Origin of the sequence: Streptomyces sp. NPDC017993 (assembly GCF_044328065.1) — a bacterium.
In the GTDB taxonomy this organism is placed as follows: domain Bacteria; phylum Actinomycetota; class Actinomycetes; order Streptomycetales; family Streptomycetaceae; genus Streptomyces.
Map to the genome: position 1 here is coordinate 1 of NZ_JBIRGO010000038.1, position 17,001 is coordinate 17,001.

24 protein-coding genes and 1 pseudogene are annotated in these 17,001 nt (G+C 68.7%); 9 read left to right on the plus strand and 16 right to left on the minus strand.

The window, feature by feature from the left end; translation table 11 throughout:
* Positions 1-108: 108 nt before the first annotated feature.
* On the minus strand, positions 109-1,728 hold the full coding sequence (locus tag ACH4FH_RS37175) for a peptide MFS transporter (RefSeq protein ID WP_398560402.1): 1,620 nt from the start codon (positions 1,726-1,728) through the stop codon (positions 109-111).
* A gap of 178 nt (positions 1,729-1,906) precedes the next feature.
* On the opposite strand from ACH4FH_RS37175, the pseudogene ACH4FH_RS37180 reads away from it, so the two are divergent.
* Positions 1,907-1,994, plus strand: a pseudogene (locus ACH4FH_RS37180) (MarR family transcriptional regulator); the annotation flags it as partial.
* A 403-nt stretch (positions 1,995-2,397) separates the two neighbouring features.
* Here the strand turns inward: ACH4FH_RS37180 and ACH4FH_RS37185 are convergent.
* Complete coding sequence (locus tag ACH4FH_RS37185) at positions 2,398-2,856, minus strand: winged helix-turn-helix transcriptional regulator (protein WP_398560403.1); 459 nt, start codon at positions 2,854-2,856, stop codon at positions 2,398-2,400.
* A 92-nt stretch (positions 2,857-2,948) separates the two neighbouring features.
* On the opposite strand from ACH4FH_RS37185, the gene ACH4FH_RS37190 reads away from it, so the two are divergent.
* Positions 2,949-3,788, plus strand: a complete 840-nt coding sequence (locus ACH4FH_RS37190) for an SDR family oxidoreductase (RefSeq protein ID WP_398560404.1) — start codon at positions 2,949-2,951, stop codon at positions 3,786-3,788.
* Positions 3,789-4,082: 294 nt separating this feature from the next.
* On the opposite strand, the gene ACH4FH_RS37195 is transcribed toward ACH4FH_RS37190, so the two are convergent.
* From ACH4FH_RS37195 to ACH4FH_RS37215, 5 genes are all read right to left on the minus strand, one after another.
* Positions 4,083-4,679, minus strand: coding sequence for an alkaline shock response membrane anchor protein AmaP (locus ACH4FH_RS37195; RefSeq protein WP_398560405.1), 597 nt, complete (start codon positions 4,677-4,679; stop codon positions 4,083-4,085).
* 42 nt (positions 4,680-4,721) lie between these two features.
* A complete protein-coding gene (locus ACH4FH_RS37200) occupies positions 4,722-5,105 on the minus strand; it encodes a DUF6286 domain-containing protein (RefSeq protein WP_398560406.1) in 384 nt (127 codons plus the stop codon).
* A gap of 316 nt (positions 5,106-5,421) precedes the next feature.
* Entirely contained in the window at positions 5,422-5,724 is a 303-nt protein-coding gene (locus tag ACH4FH_RS37205; RefSeq protein ID WP_398560407.1) for a hypothetical protein, read from the minus strand.
* Between the two features lie 110 nt (positions 5,725-5,834).
* Positions 5,835-6,113, minus strand: coding sequence for a hypothetical protein (locus tag ACH4FH_RS37210; protein WP_398560441.1), 279 nt, complete (start codon positions 6,111-6,113; stop codon positions 5,835-5,837).
* A 75-nt stretch (positions 6,114-6,188) separates the two neighbouring features.
* Complete coding sequence (locus ACH4FH_RS37215; RefSeq protein ID WP_398560408.1) at positions 6,189-6,662, minus strand: Asp23/Gls24 family envelope stress response protein; 474 nt, start codon at positions 6,660-6,662, stop codon at positions 6,189-6,191.
* 236 nt (positions 6,663-6,898) lie between these two features.
* On the opposite strand from ACH4FH_RS37215, the gene ACH4FH_RS37220 reads away from it, so the two are divergent.
* The 4 genes from ACH4FH_RS37220 to ACH4FH_RS37235 all read left to right on the plus strand — a co-directional run bounded on the left by ACH4FH_RS37220 (position 6,899) and on the right by ACH4FH_RS37235 (position 9,348).
* Positions 6,899-7,504: an RNA polymerase sigma factor gene (locus tag ACH4FH_RS37220; RefSeq protein WP_398560409.1), complete on the plus strand. Its 606-nt coding sequence runs from the start codon at positions 6,899-6,901 to the stop codon at positions 7,502-7,504.
* On the plus strand, positions 7,495-8,151 hold the full coding sequence (locus tag ACH4FH_RS37225) for a hypothetical protein (RefSeq protein WP_398560410.1): 657 nt from the start codon (positions 7,495-7,497) through the stop codon (positions 8,149-8,151). The genes ACH4FH_RS37220 and ACH4FH_RS37225 overlap by 10 nt, the downstream gene beginning before the upstream one ends.
* Positions 8,148-8,543, plus strand: coding sequence for a hypothetical protein (locus ACH4FH_RS37230; RefSeq protein WP_398560411.1), 396 nt, complete (start codon positions 8,148-8,150; stop codon positions 8,541-8,543). Before ACH4FH_RS37225 ends, ACH4FH_RS37230 begins: the two co-directional genes overlap by 4 nt.
* Before the next feature lie 295 nt (positions 8,544-8,838).
* Positions 8,839-9,348 (plus strand): hypothetical protein, encoded by a 510-nt coding sequence (locus tag ACH4FH_RS37235; protein WP_398560412.1) that lies wholly within the window; start codon positions 8,839-8,841, stop codon positions 9,346-9,348.
* Here ACH4FH_RS37235 and ACH4FH_RS37240 read toward each other — a convergent pair.
* From ACH4FH_RS37240 to ACH4FH_RS37280, 9 genes are all read right to left on the minus strand, one after another.
* Positions 9,276-9,683, minus strand: coding sequence for a gas vesicle protein K (locus ACH4FH_RS37240; protein ID WP_398560413.1), 408 nt, complete (start codon positions 9,681-9,683; stop codon positions 9,276-9,278). The two genes, ACH4FH_RS37235 and ACH4FH_RS37240, sit on opposite strands and share 73 nt — an antisense overlap.
* Positions 9,680-9,922: a gas vesicle protein gene (locus ACH4FH_RS37245; protein WP_398560414.1), complete on the minus strand. Its 243-nt coding sequence runs from the start codon at positions 9,920-9,922 to the stop codon at positions 9,680-9,682. Before ACH4FH_RS37245 ends, ACH4FH_RS37240 begins: the two co-directional genes overlap by 4 nt.
* The gene (locus ACH4FH_RS37250) at positions 9,919-10,731 is read right to left on the minus strand and encodes a GvpL/GvpF family gas vesicle protein (protein WP_398560415.1); all 813 of its coding nucleotides are present in this window, start codon (positions 10,729-10,731) and stop codon (positions 9,919-9,921) included. Before ACH4FH_RS37250 ends, ACH4FH_RS37245 begins: the two co-directional genes overlap by 4 nt.
* Entirely contained in the window at positions 10,728-11,222 is a 495-nt protein-coding gene (locus tag ACH4FH_RS37255; protein ID WP_398560416.1) for a gas vesicle protein, read from the minus strand. The genes ACH4FH_RS37250 and ACH4FH_RS37255 overlap by 4 nt, the downstream gene beginning before the upstream one ends.
* 48 nt (positions 11,223-11,270) lie before the next feature.
* Positions 11,271-11,522 (minus strand): gas vesicle protein GvpG, encoded by a 252-nt coding sequence (locus ACH4FH_RS37260; protein ID WP_398560417.1) that lies wholly within the window; start codon positions 11,520-11,522, stop codon positions 11,271-11,273.
* Positions 11,523-11,534: 12 nt separating this feature from the next.
* A complete protein-coding gene (locus ACH4FH_RS37265) occupies positions 11,535-12,248 on the minus strand; it encodes a GvpL/GvpF family gas vesicle protein (protein WP_398560418.1) in 714 nt (237 codons plus the stop codon).
* Positions 12,249-12,250: 2 nt separating this feature from the next.
* Positions 12,251-12,661, minus strand: a complete 411-nt coding sequence (locus ACH4FH_RS37270) for a gas vesicle structural protein GvpA (RefSeq protein ID WP_398560419.1) — start codon at positions 12,659-12,661, stop codon at positions 12,251-12,253.
* Positions 12,662-12,785: 124 nt separating this feature from the next.
* Positions 12,786-13,169, minus strand: a complete 384-nt coding sequence (locus tag ACH4FH_RS37275; protein WP_398560420.1) for a gas vesicle protein — start codon at positions 13,167-13,169, stop codon at positions 12,786-12,788.
* A 751-nt stretch (positions 13,170-13,920) separates the two neighbouring features.
* Complete coding sequence (locus ACH4FH_RS37280) at positions 13,921-14,223, minus strand: DUF4158 domain-containing protein (RefSeq protein WP_398560421.1); 303 nt, start codon at positions 14,221-14,223, stop codon at positions 13,921-13,923.
* A 329-nt stretch (positions 14,224-14,552) separates the two neighbouring features.
* On the opposite strand from ACH4FH_RS37280, the gene ACH4FH_RS37285 reads away from it, so the two are divergent.
* The 3 genes from ACH4FH_RS37285 to ACH4FH_RS37295 all read left to right on the plus strand — a co-directional run bounded on the left by ACH4FH_RS37285 (position 14,553) and on the right by ACH4FH_RS37295 (position 16,666).
* Positions 14,553-14,885: a PadR family transcriptional regulator gene (locus tag ACH4FH_RS37285; protein WP_398560422.1), complete on the plus strand. Its 333-nt coding sequence runs from the start codon at positions 14,553-14,555 to the stop codon at positions 14,883-14,885.
* On the plus strand, positions 14,885-15,274 hold the full coding sequence (locus tag ACH4FH_RS37290) for a DUF1048 domain-containing protein (RefSeq protein ID WP_398560440.1): 390 nt from the start codon (positions 14,885-14,887) through the stop codon (positions 15,272-15,274). Before ACH4FH_RS37285 ends, ACH4FH_RS37290 begins: the two co-directional genes overlap by 1 nt.
* A 156-nt stretch (positions 15,275-15,430) precedes the next feature.
* Positions 15,431-16,666, plus strand: a complete 1,236-nt coding sequence (locus tag ACH4FH_RS37295; protein WP_398560423.1) for a serine hydrolase domain-containing protein — start codon at positions 15,431-15,433, stop codon at positions 16,664-16,666.
* Positions 16,667-17,001: the final 335 nt, after the last annotated feature.

Genomic DNA, 17,001 nt, shown 5'->3' on the forward strand with positions numbered 1-17,001 from the left:
GTGCAGGCCCGTGCGCCCATGCAGGTCAGAGCAATCCAGCGAAGCGCTTCCTCCCAGGCGTGAACGCCTGGGGTTCCGCGCTAGATCACGCTGAACTCGGCTCCGCCGTTACGCTTGGCGGCGGACGCCGACCCGCACCTGAGCGGGCGTTCCCCCGGTCGCTGTGCGGATCCGGCGCTGTACAGCAGGGAGGGCCGCCAGTAGCGCCAGGCCAACCACGACGCTCGTACCGCCGATCACCCCGAAGTATGTGGCCGCGTGGTCGCGGTCGTAGAGCCGCACCACCTGGGCGGAGATGCCCTGTGCTGCGGCGTTTGAGGCGAGCCACAGGCCCATTGTCTGGGTGACAAAAGCTGCGGGGGCGAGTTGTGTGGTCACCGAGAGGCCGACCGGCGACAGCAGGATCTCGCCGACCGTGACGACCGTGAAACTCGCGAACAACCACAACGGGTTGCTCCTGCCGGACTGGAGTGCCGGATAGACCAGCAGGACGTAACTGAGCCCGGCGAGCACCAGCCCCAGGCCGAACTTGGTCGGCGCGGGCGGCTGGCGGCTCCCGAGCCGGACCCATAGCACGGCGAAGAGCGGGGTGAGGCAAATCAGTACCAGGGAGCCGGTCGACTGGAACCAGGACGACGGCACAGTGAAGCCCAGTGCTCCGAGATCAGTGCTGCGGTCCGCGTACAACGCGAGGACGCTAGCGCCCTGTTCCTGGATGAACCAGAAGAAGACCGCCGCGACGAACAGCGGGATGTAGGCACGGACTCCAGCGCGTTCGCGGGGTGTCGTGTGACTGCTGCGCAGCATGACCGTGAAGTAGCCCACGGGAAGGGCAACGGCCAGCACACTGATGCCGCCCACGACGGCGTCGGCGGTAAGGGTGCCGGTGCGCGCTGCCGCGACCAGCAGGGCCGTCAGGGCGGTGAGGCCGGCTACGGCGGCGAGGACACTCGCGGCCCTGACGTCCGAGCGGTGCAGGGGGTTGCTGGGGCGCAGGTCTGCGGGGCTGAGCCGGTGTCCGCCCCGGATGTAGACAACCAGGCCGGCCGCCATGCCGACGGCGGCGAGTCCGAAGCCGAGGTGGTAGTCGTAGCGCTGGCCGAGGGTGCCCACCAGCAGCGGGGCCAGCACCGCCCCGACGCTGATTCCCATGTAGTAGATGCTGAAGCCGGCGTCGCGACGGGGGTCGTTCTTGGCGTAGAGGCTTCCGACCGATGTGGAGACGTTCGGTTTCAGCAGCCCGGTGCCCAGAACGATGAGCGCCATGGAAGCGTAGAGGGCGCCACGTCCTGCGGGCAGAGCCAGACAGATGTGGCCGAGCATGATGAGCACGCCTCCGTACAGCGTGGCCCGGCGGGCCCCAAGGATCCTGTCGCTGAGCCAGCCGCCGGCTATCGCGGCCAGATAGATCGACGCGCCGTATACAGCGATCAGTGAACTCGCCGTGGCGGGAGCGATTCCCAGTCCGCCTTCGGTGGCCCGGTCGTACATGTAGTAGAGCAGGATCGCTTTCATGCCGTAGTACGAGAAGCGTTCCCACGCCTCCGTCGCGAACAGGGTGGCCAGCCCGCGGGGGTGCCCGAAGAATCCTCGCTCCCCGGCCGGCCTGTCCGGCTCTTCAGTGTCGACGGGCGGTCCGGCCGGAGGCGCCAAGTCGCTTTCGCCCGGCGTCCCCGGCTCTTCTCCCGGCTCGGTCCCTTCTGGCCCGTCCCTCGATGTCGCGCTCATACTCGCCGCCTTCGCGTAGGTCGAATGACCCATCGGCTTCCCCGGGGCGGCGCCTTACACCCCCGCGAGCGTGGCCTGTCGCGGCAGCACGAAGCGGTCGTGAGCCGGCCGGGTCGGGTGAACAGGAGCTCAGCCGCCCTGCCGACCGGCCCCGTGGCTCCGCGGTCACGCGCGCGTACTGGCGGTCATTGCTGATAACCCGAACGTCCGGATCCGCGACATCGCTGTCCACTGCCGGTTGACGGAGCGTGCCGTCCAACGGATCAGGCGCTCAGTACGGACTGGGAACCGGAGGAGTACCACGACACCTACCAGGAGCACGTCCGGCGGCTCATCGAGGCCAAGCAGAAGGGCGAGGCGGTCGAAAAGGCCAAGGAGTCGCCCGAGTCCACCAACGTGGTGGACCTGATGGACGTGCTGCGCTCCAGCGTGAAGACGGCGCAGGGGAAGAAGAGCGCCGGCACCCGGGCGAAGAAGGCGTCCGGCACCTGCAAATCCCGCGGGACGAACAAGTCCGGGGCGCCGAAGGTGCGAAGGCGTCCTGACGATCCTGCCCGGCACGTACCAAACACTCGTGGGACAGGTCCTCCATGGAGGGTGTCTTGGTGGCGCGGTTTTTCTGCCACTGGTCCGTGCTGGGGATACGCACGAACCTTTCTGCTGTCACGATCAATGTTCGTCGTCGAGATGATGAAGCTGTTGAGGGCCTGGGGTGGTCAGCTGCTTCGCTTGACCTGTTGCGCTCGGCCGCTCCGTGGCGGGCGCCCCGCTGGCTGCCAGCCGCTGTGTGATCCGGTCGAACAAGTCCGTCAGCGGCGCACCGACGTCCTGGCCGAACTCAGTCAGCCCGTAGGTGACTTGGGGTGGCGTCGTTGGCTCGACCTTCCGCCAGACCAGGTCGTCCTGGAGCAGTGCGCGCAGTGTCTGAGCGAGCATCTTCTCGCTGATGCCCCGGATGCTGTCGCGCAGCTCGTAAAACCGAAGGTCGGTGCTCCGCAAGGAGATCAGCACCCAGATACCCCACCTGCTGGTCACGTGGTCGACCACGTCGCGCGCAGGGCAGTCGGTGTGAAACACCTCATACCGATTGCCCGCCTCGGCCTGCGTCAGCTGCGCACCTTCCCTCATGTCCGGAGCTTACCTCTGGGTATGTTCTTACGAAAAGTAAGCCTGCCTCCTAGCGTCAATTGCCGCAGTGCACAACGGACTAGGAGCTGAACATGATCGTGGTGACCGGGGCTACCGGGAATGTGGGCCAGCCTTTGACGCAGGCCCTGGCCAAGGCGGGCGAGCACGTGACGGCGGTGTCACGGCACGCGGCGGCAATGCCGGATGGGGCCCGGCACGTGCCGGCCAACTTGGCCGAGCCGCAGGGCCTCACCCCCGCTTTGGACGGGGCGAAGGCGCTGTTCCTCCTGCTGCCCGGAGACCTGCATGCCCCCGAAGCCAGGCCGGCCGACATTATCGACCTGGCTGCTGCCAGCGGGGTCCGCCGAGTCGTCCTGCTGTCTTCGCAGGGCGTGGCGACCAGGCCGTTCGGCCCGTCACGGATCGCGATGCGCGCGGTGGAGGACGCGTTGAGAGAGGCCGGCCTGGACTGGGCCGTCCTACGACCGGGCGGCTTCGCCTCCAACGCCTTGGCGTGGGCGGAGTCCGTCCGCACGCAAGGGACGGTCGCCGCACCCTTCGGCGATGTCGGGGTTCCGATCGTCGACCCGGCGGACATCGCCGAGGTCGCGGCGGCCTGCCTGCTGGACGACCGGCACACCGGCGGAATCTTCGAGCTGACCGGGCCCGAGGTGATCACGCCCCGTCAGCAGTCGGAGGCCATCGCCGCCGCGCTCGGCTCGCCGGTGCGATTCCACGAACTCACCCGCGAGGAGGCCAAAGCCGCGATGACCCAGTTCGTGCCGCCGGAGCTCGCCGACGACACCCTGGACATCATCTCCGCCCCGAACCCCGCCGAACTGCGGATCAGCTCGGACGTGGAACGAGTCCTTGGTCGCGCTCCGCGCCCCTTCAACAACTGGGTCGCTCGTAGCATCGCCGCTTTTCGCTGAGGCACAACTCAGCTGAAGCGCCCGGGCAGCCTCGTGCGACTACGGCCGCACGGGGCGGCCCCGTAGTGTCACCGCCCACCACCATCCAAAACTCAAGAGCCGGAGCGACCTGACAGGGTCCTACTCTTGCCGCCGACGGGCACTGCCGGCCGGCGTGTCGACGTGCAGACGCCCCCGAAGCCCAAGCCCGGCTGGCACTCCCGTTCAGCCGGGCATGCGTCTGCACGGCGCTGAGGAGAAGGCAGGGGCGCTCAGTCGCGCTGCCCGCACGCTGGGCCTTCGAGTGCATCAGCGTCATTCGACGCGGTGCGGGCTGTGGCGGGCGATGCTCAGGTCGACACGTGTGGGGAGGTTGTCCCAGCCGGCGGATCGGCGTGCCCGTTCGACGGCGTCGTACAGGCCCGCCAAGGTCTGCTCCGGACTGGTGCCGGTGCTGAGGGTGAGGCTGATGCGGGCCTGTGGGTGCGTGTGCGGGCCGTAGAAGAGTGCGCGACTGCCCCGGACGCCCGACAGCATGTTGAGGTCGGAGGTGAGGGCGTCGCTCAGCGCGTGATTGCTGATGGTCACTGCCTCCTCGGATGAGTCTGCGACGGTCAGTTGGCGGGGGAGCCGGCGACGCTGGGACAGCAGCCACGCCAGGGCGAGCAGCATGAGCAGGGCCAGTGCCGCGATGGAGGCCGGCCACCACCAGCTCATGTCCGTCCACCGGGTTTGATCGGCGGGCGGGATCAGGACGTTGCGCGAAGCGGTGAGCGGCCAACCGGCCGGCGGTACGAGGTTCCAGCGCCGATAGATATCGGCGCCGCCGGCGAGCACCAGGAGCCCCCCGCCCAGCAGCACGAGTCCGAGCAGGGCAAGCACAGTTCGGTTGGTCTTGGTGTGGTCCCTCATCACAGTCTCCAGGGGGTCTTGGCGTACCCGGTTCGACGCTCGTTACTTCGTGCTCCGGCGTACGCGGACCTTCAGCCGAGGGGGGCGTGCGAGAGCGAGCTGGTCGTGTTCTTCGCGGCGGAGGGTGTCCGTGAGGTCGTCCTTCACGTCGGCGATGTCACGAAAGCCCACGCCGGCAAGGACGGTGACGCGGCGGCGGTGCACCCGGACGCGCGCCGTGCTGACCCCCGGGACACGCATTGCCGCGTCGCGCAGAAGCAGCGCGGCGCCCTTGCGGTCGAGTACGGCACGCATCTGTCGGTGGCCGTCGGCGGGCGCGCGCAACGGAAGTTGGGGCCGCAGGCCCGGGGTGAGGGCGAGGATGATGAGCCACAGGCCCAGGGCCGCGGCGACGGCGGCACCGGTGAGGATCCAGATGGTATCCACCGGGCGGGTGGCGAGTTCGCCTGTAAGTGTTGTCCACCATGCGGTGGCCCGATGTCCGGTGCGTATCCAGATCGCTTCGAAGAGCAGTGTCCCTGCTGCGAGCAGTATCAGCGAGGCGGCCAGGCCGGCCGGGATCCGGCGTGCTGACCAAGGACGGCGGGAGCGGTCTTGGGCCGGCTCGTGTTGCTGCGTCGGTTCAGCGGGCCGGTCATGTGTTGTGGCGGGCTGTGGTTGCGAAGGGTCGCTGTCGTGGCCGGGCGGGGCGTGTGGAGTGGGGGAAGTCATGATTCTCCTGTCGTGGGCGCGGGCCGTCAGGTCATTCGGCCCGGCCTCGTCGCAGACTTTCGCCGGAGACCAGCCGCTGGACGGATACGGCTAGGTCGTCGATGCGCAGGCCGGTCAGGTGGGACACCCGGTTGGCGATGTAGCGCCGGACCTCGCCGCAGGTGCGGGCGATGTCGACGGGGTAGGGCAGGTCCAAGGAGACCTTCAGGCGGGCCGAGCCGTCGTGCACGGCGGCCGTGGAGTGGGCAGGGCCCAGGCCGAGACGTGCGGGGGACTGGCCGGCTTGCCGAATGAGGGCTTCGTGTGCGGCCCGAACCGCGATTCGGGCCACCACGGTTTCGGGAATCAGCGTCGCGCCGCGCCGGGCGGGCGGGGGAAGCGAGGGCGTACGTGTGCTCTCACCTTCCGGGCCGCTTCGGAGGGGAGACGAAGGGAGCTGCGTTGTCACCGGACTCGCCCGGCGTGTCCCGTGCGGGGGCCGGGTCCGTACGTGCTCCGGGGACGGTCGAACGTCTCGCGGCGCCCGTAGCCTTCACGGGAGCGTACGTAGTCTTCACGGGTGCGTACGTAGTCGCTGACGTGCACGTCACCACGCGCGAGGTGGCCGATGATCAGACCCACCAGGCCCATCGCCGCGACCACGAGGAAAGCCCCGAAGCCGCCGAAATAGCCGGCGAAGCCCAGCGTCAGTCCGGCCAGCAGGCCCACCACGGTTGCATTCATTGTTCATTCACCTGTCTTCGTTGCTGTCCCTGACCGCGCGTCCTGCTGGGACGTCCGGGGAGAGGCTGGGGGAGGTCACTCCACCCGCTGCTCGTTGTCGTCTTCGTTCCCCGGTATGTCGATGTCATTGACGGCGATGTTCACCTCGATGACCTCCAAGCCGGTCATGCGCTCCATCGCTGCGATCACACTGGTGCGGACCTCAGCGGCCACCTCGGTGATGGGGTATCCGTAGTCGACGACCACGTCCAGGTCCACAGCCACCTGGCGCTCGCCCACCTCGACGCTTACACCGCGGGCGGCACTGGGCTGTCCGCCGGGCATGCGCTCACGTACGCCCCCGATGGCCCGCGCCATACCGGAACCGAGATTGTGGATACCCGGAACCTCGCGGGCCGCCATCCCGGCGATCTTCTCCGCGACGGTTTCCGCGATCGTGGTCCGCCCACGGCTCTCCGGCGAAAGGGCGCCTCGCTTCGGGTCGCGCTGCGCCGTGGTCTCGTCGGTGGGCCTGCGGCCCGGTGCCGGGCGGGATGTCATGTTCGTCATGGTGTTCTCCTGGGCGAGTGGCACGGGTGCCGGATCAGCGCCCCTCGAAAGATTGGACACATACCGGGAGGAAACGTCACACTTATGTGTGACATGCATCACGTAGGCTGGTCAGTGGTGTCTAACCGGGCCGCGCCATCAGGGAGCACCGGGCGGAGGACTGCCTAGCGGTCCACGAGACGCATCACGTAGGAAGCGATCAGCAGATGCGGAGCACGAGGGAATCTCGTCATCCCGTGGGTGCGGAGCCGTCCGCGTCGACCGGTGCTGAGCGTCCCGGCGAGGCGGGGATCGACCTCGGGGGCGTGGACGACCGGATCGTGGTTGCTCGTGCTATCGAAGGCGACGACGACGCCTTCGCTGTCCTCGTCCACCGCCACAGCGGACGCCTGCTGGCCCTTGCCTATCACATGCTCGGCAACCTCTCGGACGCCGAGGAGGCTGTGCAGGACGGCTTCATCAGCGCGTGGCGGCGGCTTCCGGAATTCCGAGGAGACGCCACGTTCCGCACGTGGATGTACCGCATCGTCACCAACCGATGCCTCAATGTCCGCCGCGCGCAGGCCCCTTCCGTCTCCCTCGACACCGTTGCTGAACCAGCGGCCCACGACGCCGGCGGCGAACCCGCCCGTGCGGCCGAAAGCACGGCAGCCACCACCGCGCTGGCCCACGCGCTCGGCAATCTACAACCCGGTCAGCGCGCCTGCTGGATCCTGCGGGAGCTGCACGGGCTGTCCTACGAAGAGATCGCGCAGGTGGTGGGGGAGAGCGAACAGACAGTGCGCGGCCGCCTCTTTCGCGCACGCCGCACGCTCATGAAGGAGATGGCCTCATGGCGCTAGAAGATCCCCGTGCCACCTCCCCGCCCACAGAGGTGCCCGCACCGTATCGGGACACCGATGCGGCACGGCTTGTCGGCGACGAACGGCTGCCCTGCGGACGCCTGGTCAGCCACGTCTGGGAGCAGGCACGCGCCGCCAGCGATCAGCCCGACACTCACACGTCACGATGCATTTACTGCCAGCAGGCGATCGAGGGGCTGGCAGCCCTGGATGCCACCACCCGTACCCTGCGCGCCGAGCCGCCCAGTGCTCGCACGGTCGCCGACCGGATCGTGCGCGCGGTGCGCGCGGAGGCGCGACTTGGCCAGATCCTGCCCCTGGACGACCCCGCACAAGACCTGCGGATCGCGGAAACCACCGTGGCCAAGATCCTGCGCCGCGCCGCCGACCGAATCCCCGGAGTACGCGCCGCCAGCTGCCGCCTCACTCCTGACGAGGCCGGCACCCAGGTGACCATCACCATGACCCTCGCCGCCACCCTCGACGAGCCCCTGCCAGGCCGAACTGCCCAAGTGCGTCGGGCCGTCGCCGACGCCTCGGCTCACGACATCGGCCTCGCCGTCCACAGCATCGACCTGAGAATCGTGTCCGAACTGGAGGTCGTGACGTCCGACGAGCCCACCCCACGGAACGGAACCGGACCATGACGACCGTCGACACGGCCAGCATCGAGCTGACGGCCGCCCGCGCCGCACTGACAGTTCCGGGCGTCGAGGAACTGCAACCCAGCCTGCGACACTCCCTCGCTGACGCTGCAACCTACATCCGGCGGGCGTTCGGCTCGCTCGCTCCCTCCCCGGAAGCCGGCATCCACATCAGCCACACGCCCGAACCCGACGCCTGGCACCTCGAGGTCCGCTGCATAATTAACGAACACCGCCGTGCCCTCGACACCGCACGCGACGTCCGCGAAAGCGTCCAAGCAGCCGTGAGATCGCACTTGACTTCCGGTGGCAGTACACCAAGCGTGACCATCGTCGTCACCGTGACCCGCATCTGCGGAGACCGAGCACCACTCCACCTGTGCGCCGGCCTGTAGTTCGAAGGCCCCACCCACCTGAATGAGTGTGCCGACGTTGGCGTGTCCAGCCACTGGGCAGCTTGGGGGCTGGCGGCTTGGTCAGCTCTTGCCCGAAGCGCAGCAGAGGTTCGCCAGAGTGACCGAACGGCCGGTCAACGAAGACCAGTGTGTGTTTTGCCCGGCGCCCACCGCCCTGCGGCGCGGACGCTCGGTGAGCGCAGCCTGGTGACGCTCGTGTCGGCAACGGGCCGGACCACAACAAGTTCAGCGATCACGCCGGGCGTCAGCCCGGTGACTCGCTGGCTACGGGTGATTGCTGTACGAGCCCGGTCTCCCCGACCGCTACCGCCGCGCACTGACGGCCGTCCTCGGCCCGCTGAACAACGCCCTGCGCACGGTCGACGGCGCGCAGGACGGCAAGCCGCTGAACATCGCGCTCGAAGCGGCGGCGACGAAGGCCGACGCGGCCGCCGACTCCCTGGACAGGGCGGAGATACCGGATGACGCCATGACGGGCAACGGCCAACTCGCCGCTTCCCTCCACGCCTTGGGGCAAGGCATGCGGAGCGCCCGCGGCGACGGCAGCTGCTGCGCCACCTCGCCGCGCGTCGAACTGGGCTCCGCCGAGGATCCCAAGAACGCCGAGGAAGCAGGGCGGGCGCTCACCGCCCTCCGCTCCGCTGAGCTCCGGCCGAAACCGCTGCGGCCGCCGCAATCACCGGCTGTCCGCCGCTGGTGGGCCGCGGTCCGTCATTCGGAGGGTGGCAGCAGCGTTCCCAGCGGACCGAGATCCAGGTTGAGATCCTCCATCGCGAGGTCGTAGCGGGCGCAGAGTTCGTTCATCCGGTCGTGGAGGATCATCAGCGTGGTGCCCAGTCGCTCCTCCTGCTCCTCGGTGAGGTCTCCGGCGTCGACCCGGTGCAGGGCCTGACGCTCCATGAGCTGCCGCAGCAGCTCGACGAGGGTGAGGACGAGTTTGACCAGGTCGCGTTCTACCGTGTCTGGGTCGGCCGCTATCCGGCGTGCCGGCCGTCGCGGTCCGTCGCCCCCCGGCGGCCGGACGTCCTCGGGCTCGGCGGGCAGCAGGCTGAAGGCTCGGGCGGCGGCGTCGGCGACGTCGTCGAAGCGGTTGCCGCGCGGGCGGTCCTCACCGGTCATGGCGCTCTCGTTGCAGAGGCGGAGGGGTGGGCGAACGGGGACGGATTCTGCTCGCTGATGGAGACGATCAGGGCGCGCAGGGAGATGCGGACAAGGTCGATGTCGGCGATGGAGAGCACGACGTCACCGGTCAGGACCACTCCGCCGCTGAGCAGCCGGTCCAGCAGGTCGATCAGTGCGATCTGCCGCTCCGGCAGCGGCTCCTGCGTCTGGGCCGGCCGCCCGTCCGCGGCCCTCACGGTGCCGCCCTCTCCGCAGGTTCCTCAGGGGGCGCGGCGAAGGAGTACGGAGCCCAGGGTCCGGTGACCTCCACCCGGACCCCGGCCAGGCCCTCGGCGGCCCCCGCGACCTCGGTGCGGAAGCTCTCGGCCCGGTCCGCCGGCACGAGGTAGGCGTCGTTGCTGACGTTCTCCCCCGGCCCGCGGGCGAGTTCGCCTTGCTGTGGGCGGTGCTGGACGCGGTCGACGGCGTATCCGCGGGCGGCTGCCTCGACGCGCTCGGCGGCTCGTTGGGCCTCGCGGTAGGTGTCCTCGCGTGCGGAGCGCTGGGCTCTGCGCTGCCGCAGGTAGGCCCGCCCGGGGGCGGCGTCCTGCTCGGCGGGAGGGGCTGCCGGGCTCTCCGCGGCGGCGGGCGCTTCGACGTAGATCTTGACGCCCCACTCGACGTGCGCGGCCAGGTCCGCCAGCCGCTCGGAGAACGCGTCATGGGAGGCGTCGATCATGCCGCGCACCCGGTCGTCGTCGAGATAGACCGTCGCCAGCCGGAGCGGCAGGACGGTGGCGCGCTCCGCCAGAGCCTCGATCACACCGTGATGGGCTCGGGCGACCGACTCCAGCCAGTCGAGGTCTTCGAGGTGGCGGCGCAGGGCTGCCTCTCCGAAGTCCTGCGCGGGCACCGGACTTACTGCGACGACTACGTCGCCGCCACCGCCTCCGCGCACCAGGTGGAGCGGCTCGTCCGCGACGCCGGGGAGCCCGGACAGCGCGTCGCCCAGCGTTCCGTCGGCATCGCGCGCCACGGCGTACGCATAGCTCATGACCTCGCTCATGACTCATCTCGCCTCGTGCGGCGCGTACGCGGCTCGGCCCGCTCGGCCCGCTCGGTCTGCTTGGCCCGTTCGGTCCGTTCGGGCCGTTTGGCGCGGGCGGGGCGCCGGGTAAGGGCCGGGGGACTCTCGGCGTCGTCCTGCGCCGGTGGCAGCTCGCCGGCCTCGCGCAGGTTCTCGACCTCGGCCCGAAGGCGCCGGTTCTCTTCGACCAGCTCATGGTCGTCGCGGGCGCGGGAGGACAGCGCGGGGTCGTGCTCCCACCAGTCGATGCCCATCTCCTTCGCCTTGTCGACAGAGGCGACCAGCAGGCGCAGCTTGATGGTGAGCAGCTCGATGTCCAGCAGATTGATCTGGATGTCGCCGGCGATGACGATGCCCTTGTCCAGCACCCGTTCCAGGATGTCGGCGAGGTTGGCTGACGACCCCTGGCCGGGCGGCTGGCCGGAACGGGACGGCAGGGAGCCGAGCCTGTTGGCCACAGGTTCTGTCACCGCTCCACCTCACTTTGTCTCCCGCGGCGATGCCTTCCGCTGCGGCGCTTAGTCCCCGGTCCCCTCCCGGTAGGCCCGGATCTCGTCCAGCCGGTCCAACAGCTCGTCCTCGCGGCGGTCGAACTCTTCCTCATCGATGTCTCCCGCCAGTAGGGACCGCTCCAGCTCGGCGAGTTCCCGCTCGATCGGTTCGGGGTCGTAGTACTCGTCCTCCGCCGCTTCGACGACGCGTTCCACCACCCAGACGGCACCGCGTACTGGCGACAGGGGGAGGGTGACGATCTGTGTGAACAGGCCCATGACGACGCTCCGTCAGACAAAGCTGTACGCGGGCAGGGGGCCGCGGAGCCGGAAGGCGAAGTCTTCGCCCAGCTCGTCGGCCAGTTCCTTCTCCGCGGAGAGGAAACTCTCCGCGCGGCCGCTCTCCACCAGGAAAGAGACATTCAGGAAGTCCTCGCCGGTTGGCTGCGAGACCCGCTCCTCGCGGGCCAACCTGCCGAGCGCGCCAACGACTTGCGTTGCCTGCTCGTCCTGGCGTTGCTGTACCTCCTGGGCGATCAGTTCCCCGAGGGCGACCGGCAGGTCGGGGCGGCCGCGGCCGCTCTTGATCTCCTCGTTGAGCCCGCGCGCCTCCTCGGAGTCCAGCAGGATCTGACGCAGCAGCGACTCCTCGTCCTGGGCGGCCTTCAGGTGATATTCAGCGCATCCGTCCAGCACACGCAGCCGGTTGGTGTACTCCTCCACGCGCTCCTCCAACGCCGTCCGTACGGCGTCGTCGTCCGGTGCGGTGAGGCCGAACTGCAGTGGCAGGAGCGTGCCGTCGGACATCAGGCGTTCCTGGACGGTCTGATGGGCGGCGAGGTCGCGGCGCTTGGGGCGCAGGCCCTCGGGCGCATCACTGACGACCGCGGCGAGCTTCCCGCTCTGCACGGTGCGGAGGGTGGAGGGCGGGTCGCCCACCCCGTCGAGGTCATCCAGACGCTGCGGATGCGTGGTCGCGACGATCGAGTAGACATACACGGCCATGGCTATTCCTTCCGGCGTCGGGCGGGACGGCGGGCCGGCCGCTCCCGCTTCTCCTCGGGCTCCTTCTCCCTCTCCTCGCTCCCGCCTCCCTTGATCGCGTCACTCACGGCTTCCGCGGCGCCGGAGAGCGCGCCCTTGCTCTTGCCGTGGGACCCGCTCTCTGTCACCTCGCCGACGAGGTCGGTCAGCTGGGAGGGGGCTTTGCGCCCGGCCTCCAGGTCGAGGCGGTTGCAGGCCTCTGCGAAGCGGAGGTAGGTGTCCACGCTCGCGACGACGATGCGGGCGTCGATCTTGAGCAGCTCGATGCCCACCAAGGAGACGCGTACGAACACATCGATGACCAGGCCACGATCGAGGATGAGATCCAGGATGTCGTAGAGATTTCCGGATCCGGCGCCCCCGCCCCTGGACATTGTTCCTCCGCTTTGCGGCACCACAGTCACGGTGCCTCCCTTCCTCGGCTCACCGCACCTCGGCGGGGGTGGCCGGTCTCTCTCGCCCTGCGGAAGCCGGTCCGGTGGCCTCCCGGGGCCGTCCTCAGTCGCGGTCTATCTGACCTCGGGTGTAGCGGCGAGTGCGCTCGTAGGCCATCAGCTCGCCTTCCTCGTCCAACGTCACCCGGTAGCTCGCCATCACGCTCGTGGTCCCGGGTACGCGTTCCAGTTCCAGAACCTCGACCTCCGCGAGCCAGCCGTCCTCCGTCGGCTTCACCGCGGAGACGGACTCGGGAGCCCGTCCGAGGAGCTCCTGGAGCTGCTCGGCGGCGTAGCGCATGGCCCGCGGCGCCGAAACGCGGCGGTCCCCGCGCTTCGCCTCGCTCTCTCCTCGGCTGCCGGTCCGCACACCGCCGCCGCGTTTGGCGGTCTGCTTGCCGGATGTGCGCCGGCCACGGTCCGGGTCGTCCTCTTCACTTGCGGCCATGTTCTCTCTCCGACATCGGAGGCGACATACTGCCCGCGCGATCACCCAGTAGGCGCTTTTCACGTATATACGACACTACATGATATAACCCACCAAATGGCGTACAGCGAGCCGTAACCTACGCAGCGCAACCAGCCCCACGGCCCCGTCGGAAGGGCCTCGCGCCGACGGCGCCGGGACCGGGACCGCAGGCTGGAGCAGACACCCAGAGAGAGGGGCGCCTGAGCGTCCAAAATTGGGCGGCCGACCTCCCGTGACCAAGCGCGGTCGGGGTCGTTGAAGCCGGGCTTCATCGTGCACAAAGAAGCCCCGGACCGTGACGGGCCGGGGCTTTGCGCTGCCTGCTCCACGGGAGACCCCAGTGCCCCTTTGACACCTGAGTCTCGCAATCGGCTGGCGCCAACTGATGGCCGTGCGCCATGCGGCGACTGCCGGCGGCTGTCCGAGGGTGATCAGGAGGGCTGCCGTATGCGCAACGGAGGCTTCGGAGCTGTGGGCAATGGTCTGCGGCGCACCTCCGTCCTGGCGGCGGTGCGCCGCAGGTTCGCAGCCGCGACCTGGCTGCAGCACGACCGTAGCCACCCTGTCGGACGCGTGCGATGCGGCCAGGTCTGTAGGAGTGAGGCGCCCCCCGGCACGTCGGTCGCTGCGGGGCCTCACGCGGCATGCTGATCAGGGATTCCCTTCCTCCGGCTATCGCCCAGGCCGCCCGGGAGGGGCTGGGCTAGGGGAGACGGGCGACTGCAGGCGATCACGCAGGAGGCGAAGGCCGTCGGCCCGTCGTAGCGCATCCCGCGCCGCTGCCGGACCATTTCCGGTGGCTCTTGGCTGTCCGCTCCGAGCCGTAGACCGGCAGGGTGGGCTCCGGAAGCTCCGCCGTGCGGCGCGCGAACTCCACCACCTGGTCCGGCACGTCGTGTGCCTTGGGGAAGCAGCCGATGTGCTGGTACGACTTGAGCGCCAGCAGCAGAGCGAGCTGGTGCTCGTCGGAGTCTGTGGCCTCCTCCGCCCAGGCCCGCTCCTCCTTGGACGGTGTGAGACTAATGCGGCTCACGCGCGGTGATCAGCCGCTTGAACCGTGGATAAGCGGTCCGCTCGATCGAAGTCATTCCCACCCCACTCGATGCCCGGCCCTACCGGACGCGCCACACGGATCCGCGCGGGTTCACTCGGGCAACGTGCGTGAGCGACAGGTCTACCGCGGGTGCCGCTGGTCCCAGGCGCGGCCGGGCTGAGGCGGGGCTGGGGTGTATGTGACGCCCCTCGACGAGATCGGGGGAAGTGAGCCGACGGGCTTGCTATTCCTTCTTGCTAAGTACCGGTAGTCAGCGTTACGGTGTACCGGTACTCAGCAACACCGAATACCTCGGGGGGAGGTGTCACATGGCCAAGCTGGTGACGGAGATGCTCAAGGGCACGCTGGAGGGCATCATCCTCGCGTCCCTGTCCGGCCGGCCCGCCTACGGATACGAGATCACGGCACGGCTGCGGGAGCAGGGCTTCTCCGACATCGCCGAAGGCACCATCTACGCGCTGCTCCTGAGGATGGAGAAGCGCGGTCTTGTCGACGTGAAGAAGGTCCCCTCCGAGAAGGGGCCGCCACGCAAGGTGCACTCCCTCAACGCTCAGGGACGGGAGTACCTCGAAGAGTTCTGGAGGACCTGGAGCTTCCTCACGGAACGACTGGAACAGCTCCGCGAAGGGGGAAAGTCATGATGTCCGAGGGTGAGAAGACCGGCTTCATCGCGAAGGTGATCGGGCCCAAGAAGCGCTGGCGGGCGTACAAGGGGCGCGTCAAGGAGCTTCCCGAGAACTACCGCACGGCGGTCGAGGTGATCCAGCGCTACCTGATGCACTTCGTGCCGACCGACGGCGACAGTAATGCGGCGATGTTTGAGGACCTCGCCGACCTGTTCGAGCAGGCGGCGGTGGACGGAACACCGATCCGCGAAGTCGTCGGAGAGGAACCGGTGGAGTTCGTCGACGCGTTCGCCCAGAACTACTCGGAGGGCGGCTACGTCCCCGCCCGGGCGCGCAAGCAACTGATCGACGACATCGAGCGCGCAGCCGGCAACGGGACCGGAAGAGAAGACACCCCGGCCTGATCACGCCTCTGCACATCGCCCCCGGGGGGGGCGAGCACCACGTTCATCGCCTGTCTGCACCACGGGGCCGCGGGGCCATGCCCGGCCCGGCCGCTGCCTCTCGCCGCATGCCTGCGGCACCGTCGAGAACGACCAATGCGTGCAAGGAGATTCGTGATGGGAAACGGCAACAACGGCTTATCCGAAGCAGGGCTGCGCCGACTGCGCGAGGTACTTCAACGGCATGTGGAGTCCAAGAAGATACCCGGACTCGTCGCCCTGGTCGGCCGGGGCGAGGAAACCCATGTCGAAGCGATCGGGACCATGCGCCATGACGGCGGCGCGCCGATGCGCCGGGACACCATCTTCCGGATGGCCTCGACGACCAAGCCGGTCGCGGTCGCCGCGACCATGGTCCTGCTGGACGAGTGCCGGCTGCGACTTGACGACCCGATAGATGAGTGGCTGCCAGAACTGGCCGACCGGCAGGTGCTCAAGCGACCCGACAGCCCGCTGGACGACACCGTCCCGGTCCGGCGTCCGATCACCGTCCGGGACCTGCTCACCTCCACCTGCGGGCTCGGACTGGATACGACGGCAATGGGCTCCCCAATGATGGGCGCGTACTTCGAGCAGAAGGTCTACGGCGAGAACGGATGGCTGCTGCCAGCTGTGGAGCCGGACGAGTGGATGCGCCGCCTGAGCACGCTCCCGCTGATGTACCAGCCCGGAGAGCGGTGGCTGTACAACGTCAGCGATGACCTGCTCGGCGTCTTGGTGGCCAGGGTCACCGGCCAGCCGTTCGAGGCATTCCTTCGCGAGCGTATCTTCGATCCGCTGGGGATGAAGGACACCGGGTTCCACGTGCCCGCCGACAAGATCCACCGGCTGCCGCCCCTTTATGCCCCCGATCCGCAGACCGGAGCGTTCACGGTGGAGGACCCGGCCGAGGGGGGGCACCACAGTAAGCCTCCGGCGTTCCCGTCCAGTGGCGGCGGACTCGACTCAACTGCCGACGACTATCACGCCTACTTCCGGATGCTGCTCAACCACGGGATGCACGGCAGCGAGCGCATTCTGTCCCGGTCTGCCGTCGATCTGATGACCACCAACCGACTCACCCCTGAGCAGCTGGCGGCCAGGGAAACCTGGGCCCGCAACGTTGTCCACCTGTCGTACGGCCAGGGGCAGCACGGTGGCTGGGGCTTCGGCATGGCGGTGCGCACCTACCGCGGCGACTACGCGCCCATCGGCCAGTTTGGCTGGGACGGAGGGGCCGGCACCACCACCTATGCCGACCCGGAGAACCAGCTCGTCGGCATCCTGCTCACCCAGACCGGAATGTCCACTCCGGATTCGGCGCGGGCCATGCAGGATTTCTGGACCACCCTCTACCAGGCAATCGACGACTGACCTGCCCACCTGGTCGGGGTCGGTCCGGCAGAAGACCTCGACCAGGCTCCACCCCTTCCCGCCTCCAGGTTCTGCGATCAGCTGCACGGCCGGCTCAAGGCAGTTGCTGACGCCCCTCGATGAAGCTCGGCGCCGATGAGCCCGCCGGTACAGGTCGCTGACCGCTTCCACCTCTGGCAGAACCTCGGCACCGCCCGTTGAACGCAGCGTGCGCCGCCACAATGACTGCCTGAAGACGGCTGCTATCAGGGCTGATTTCCTGGCGAACGATTGCCGTTGCCGGCGGTGTGGATGCAGAGAAGGAAATGTCGCCGATCGAGGCCCGAATCCGCGAA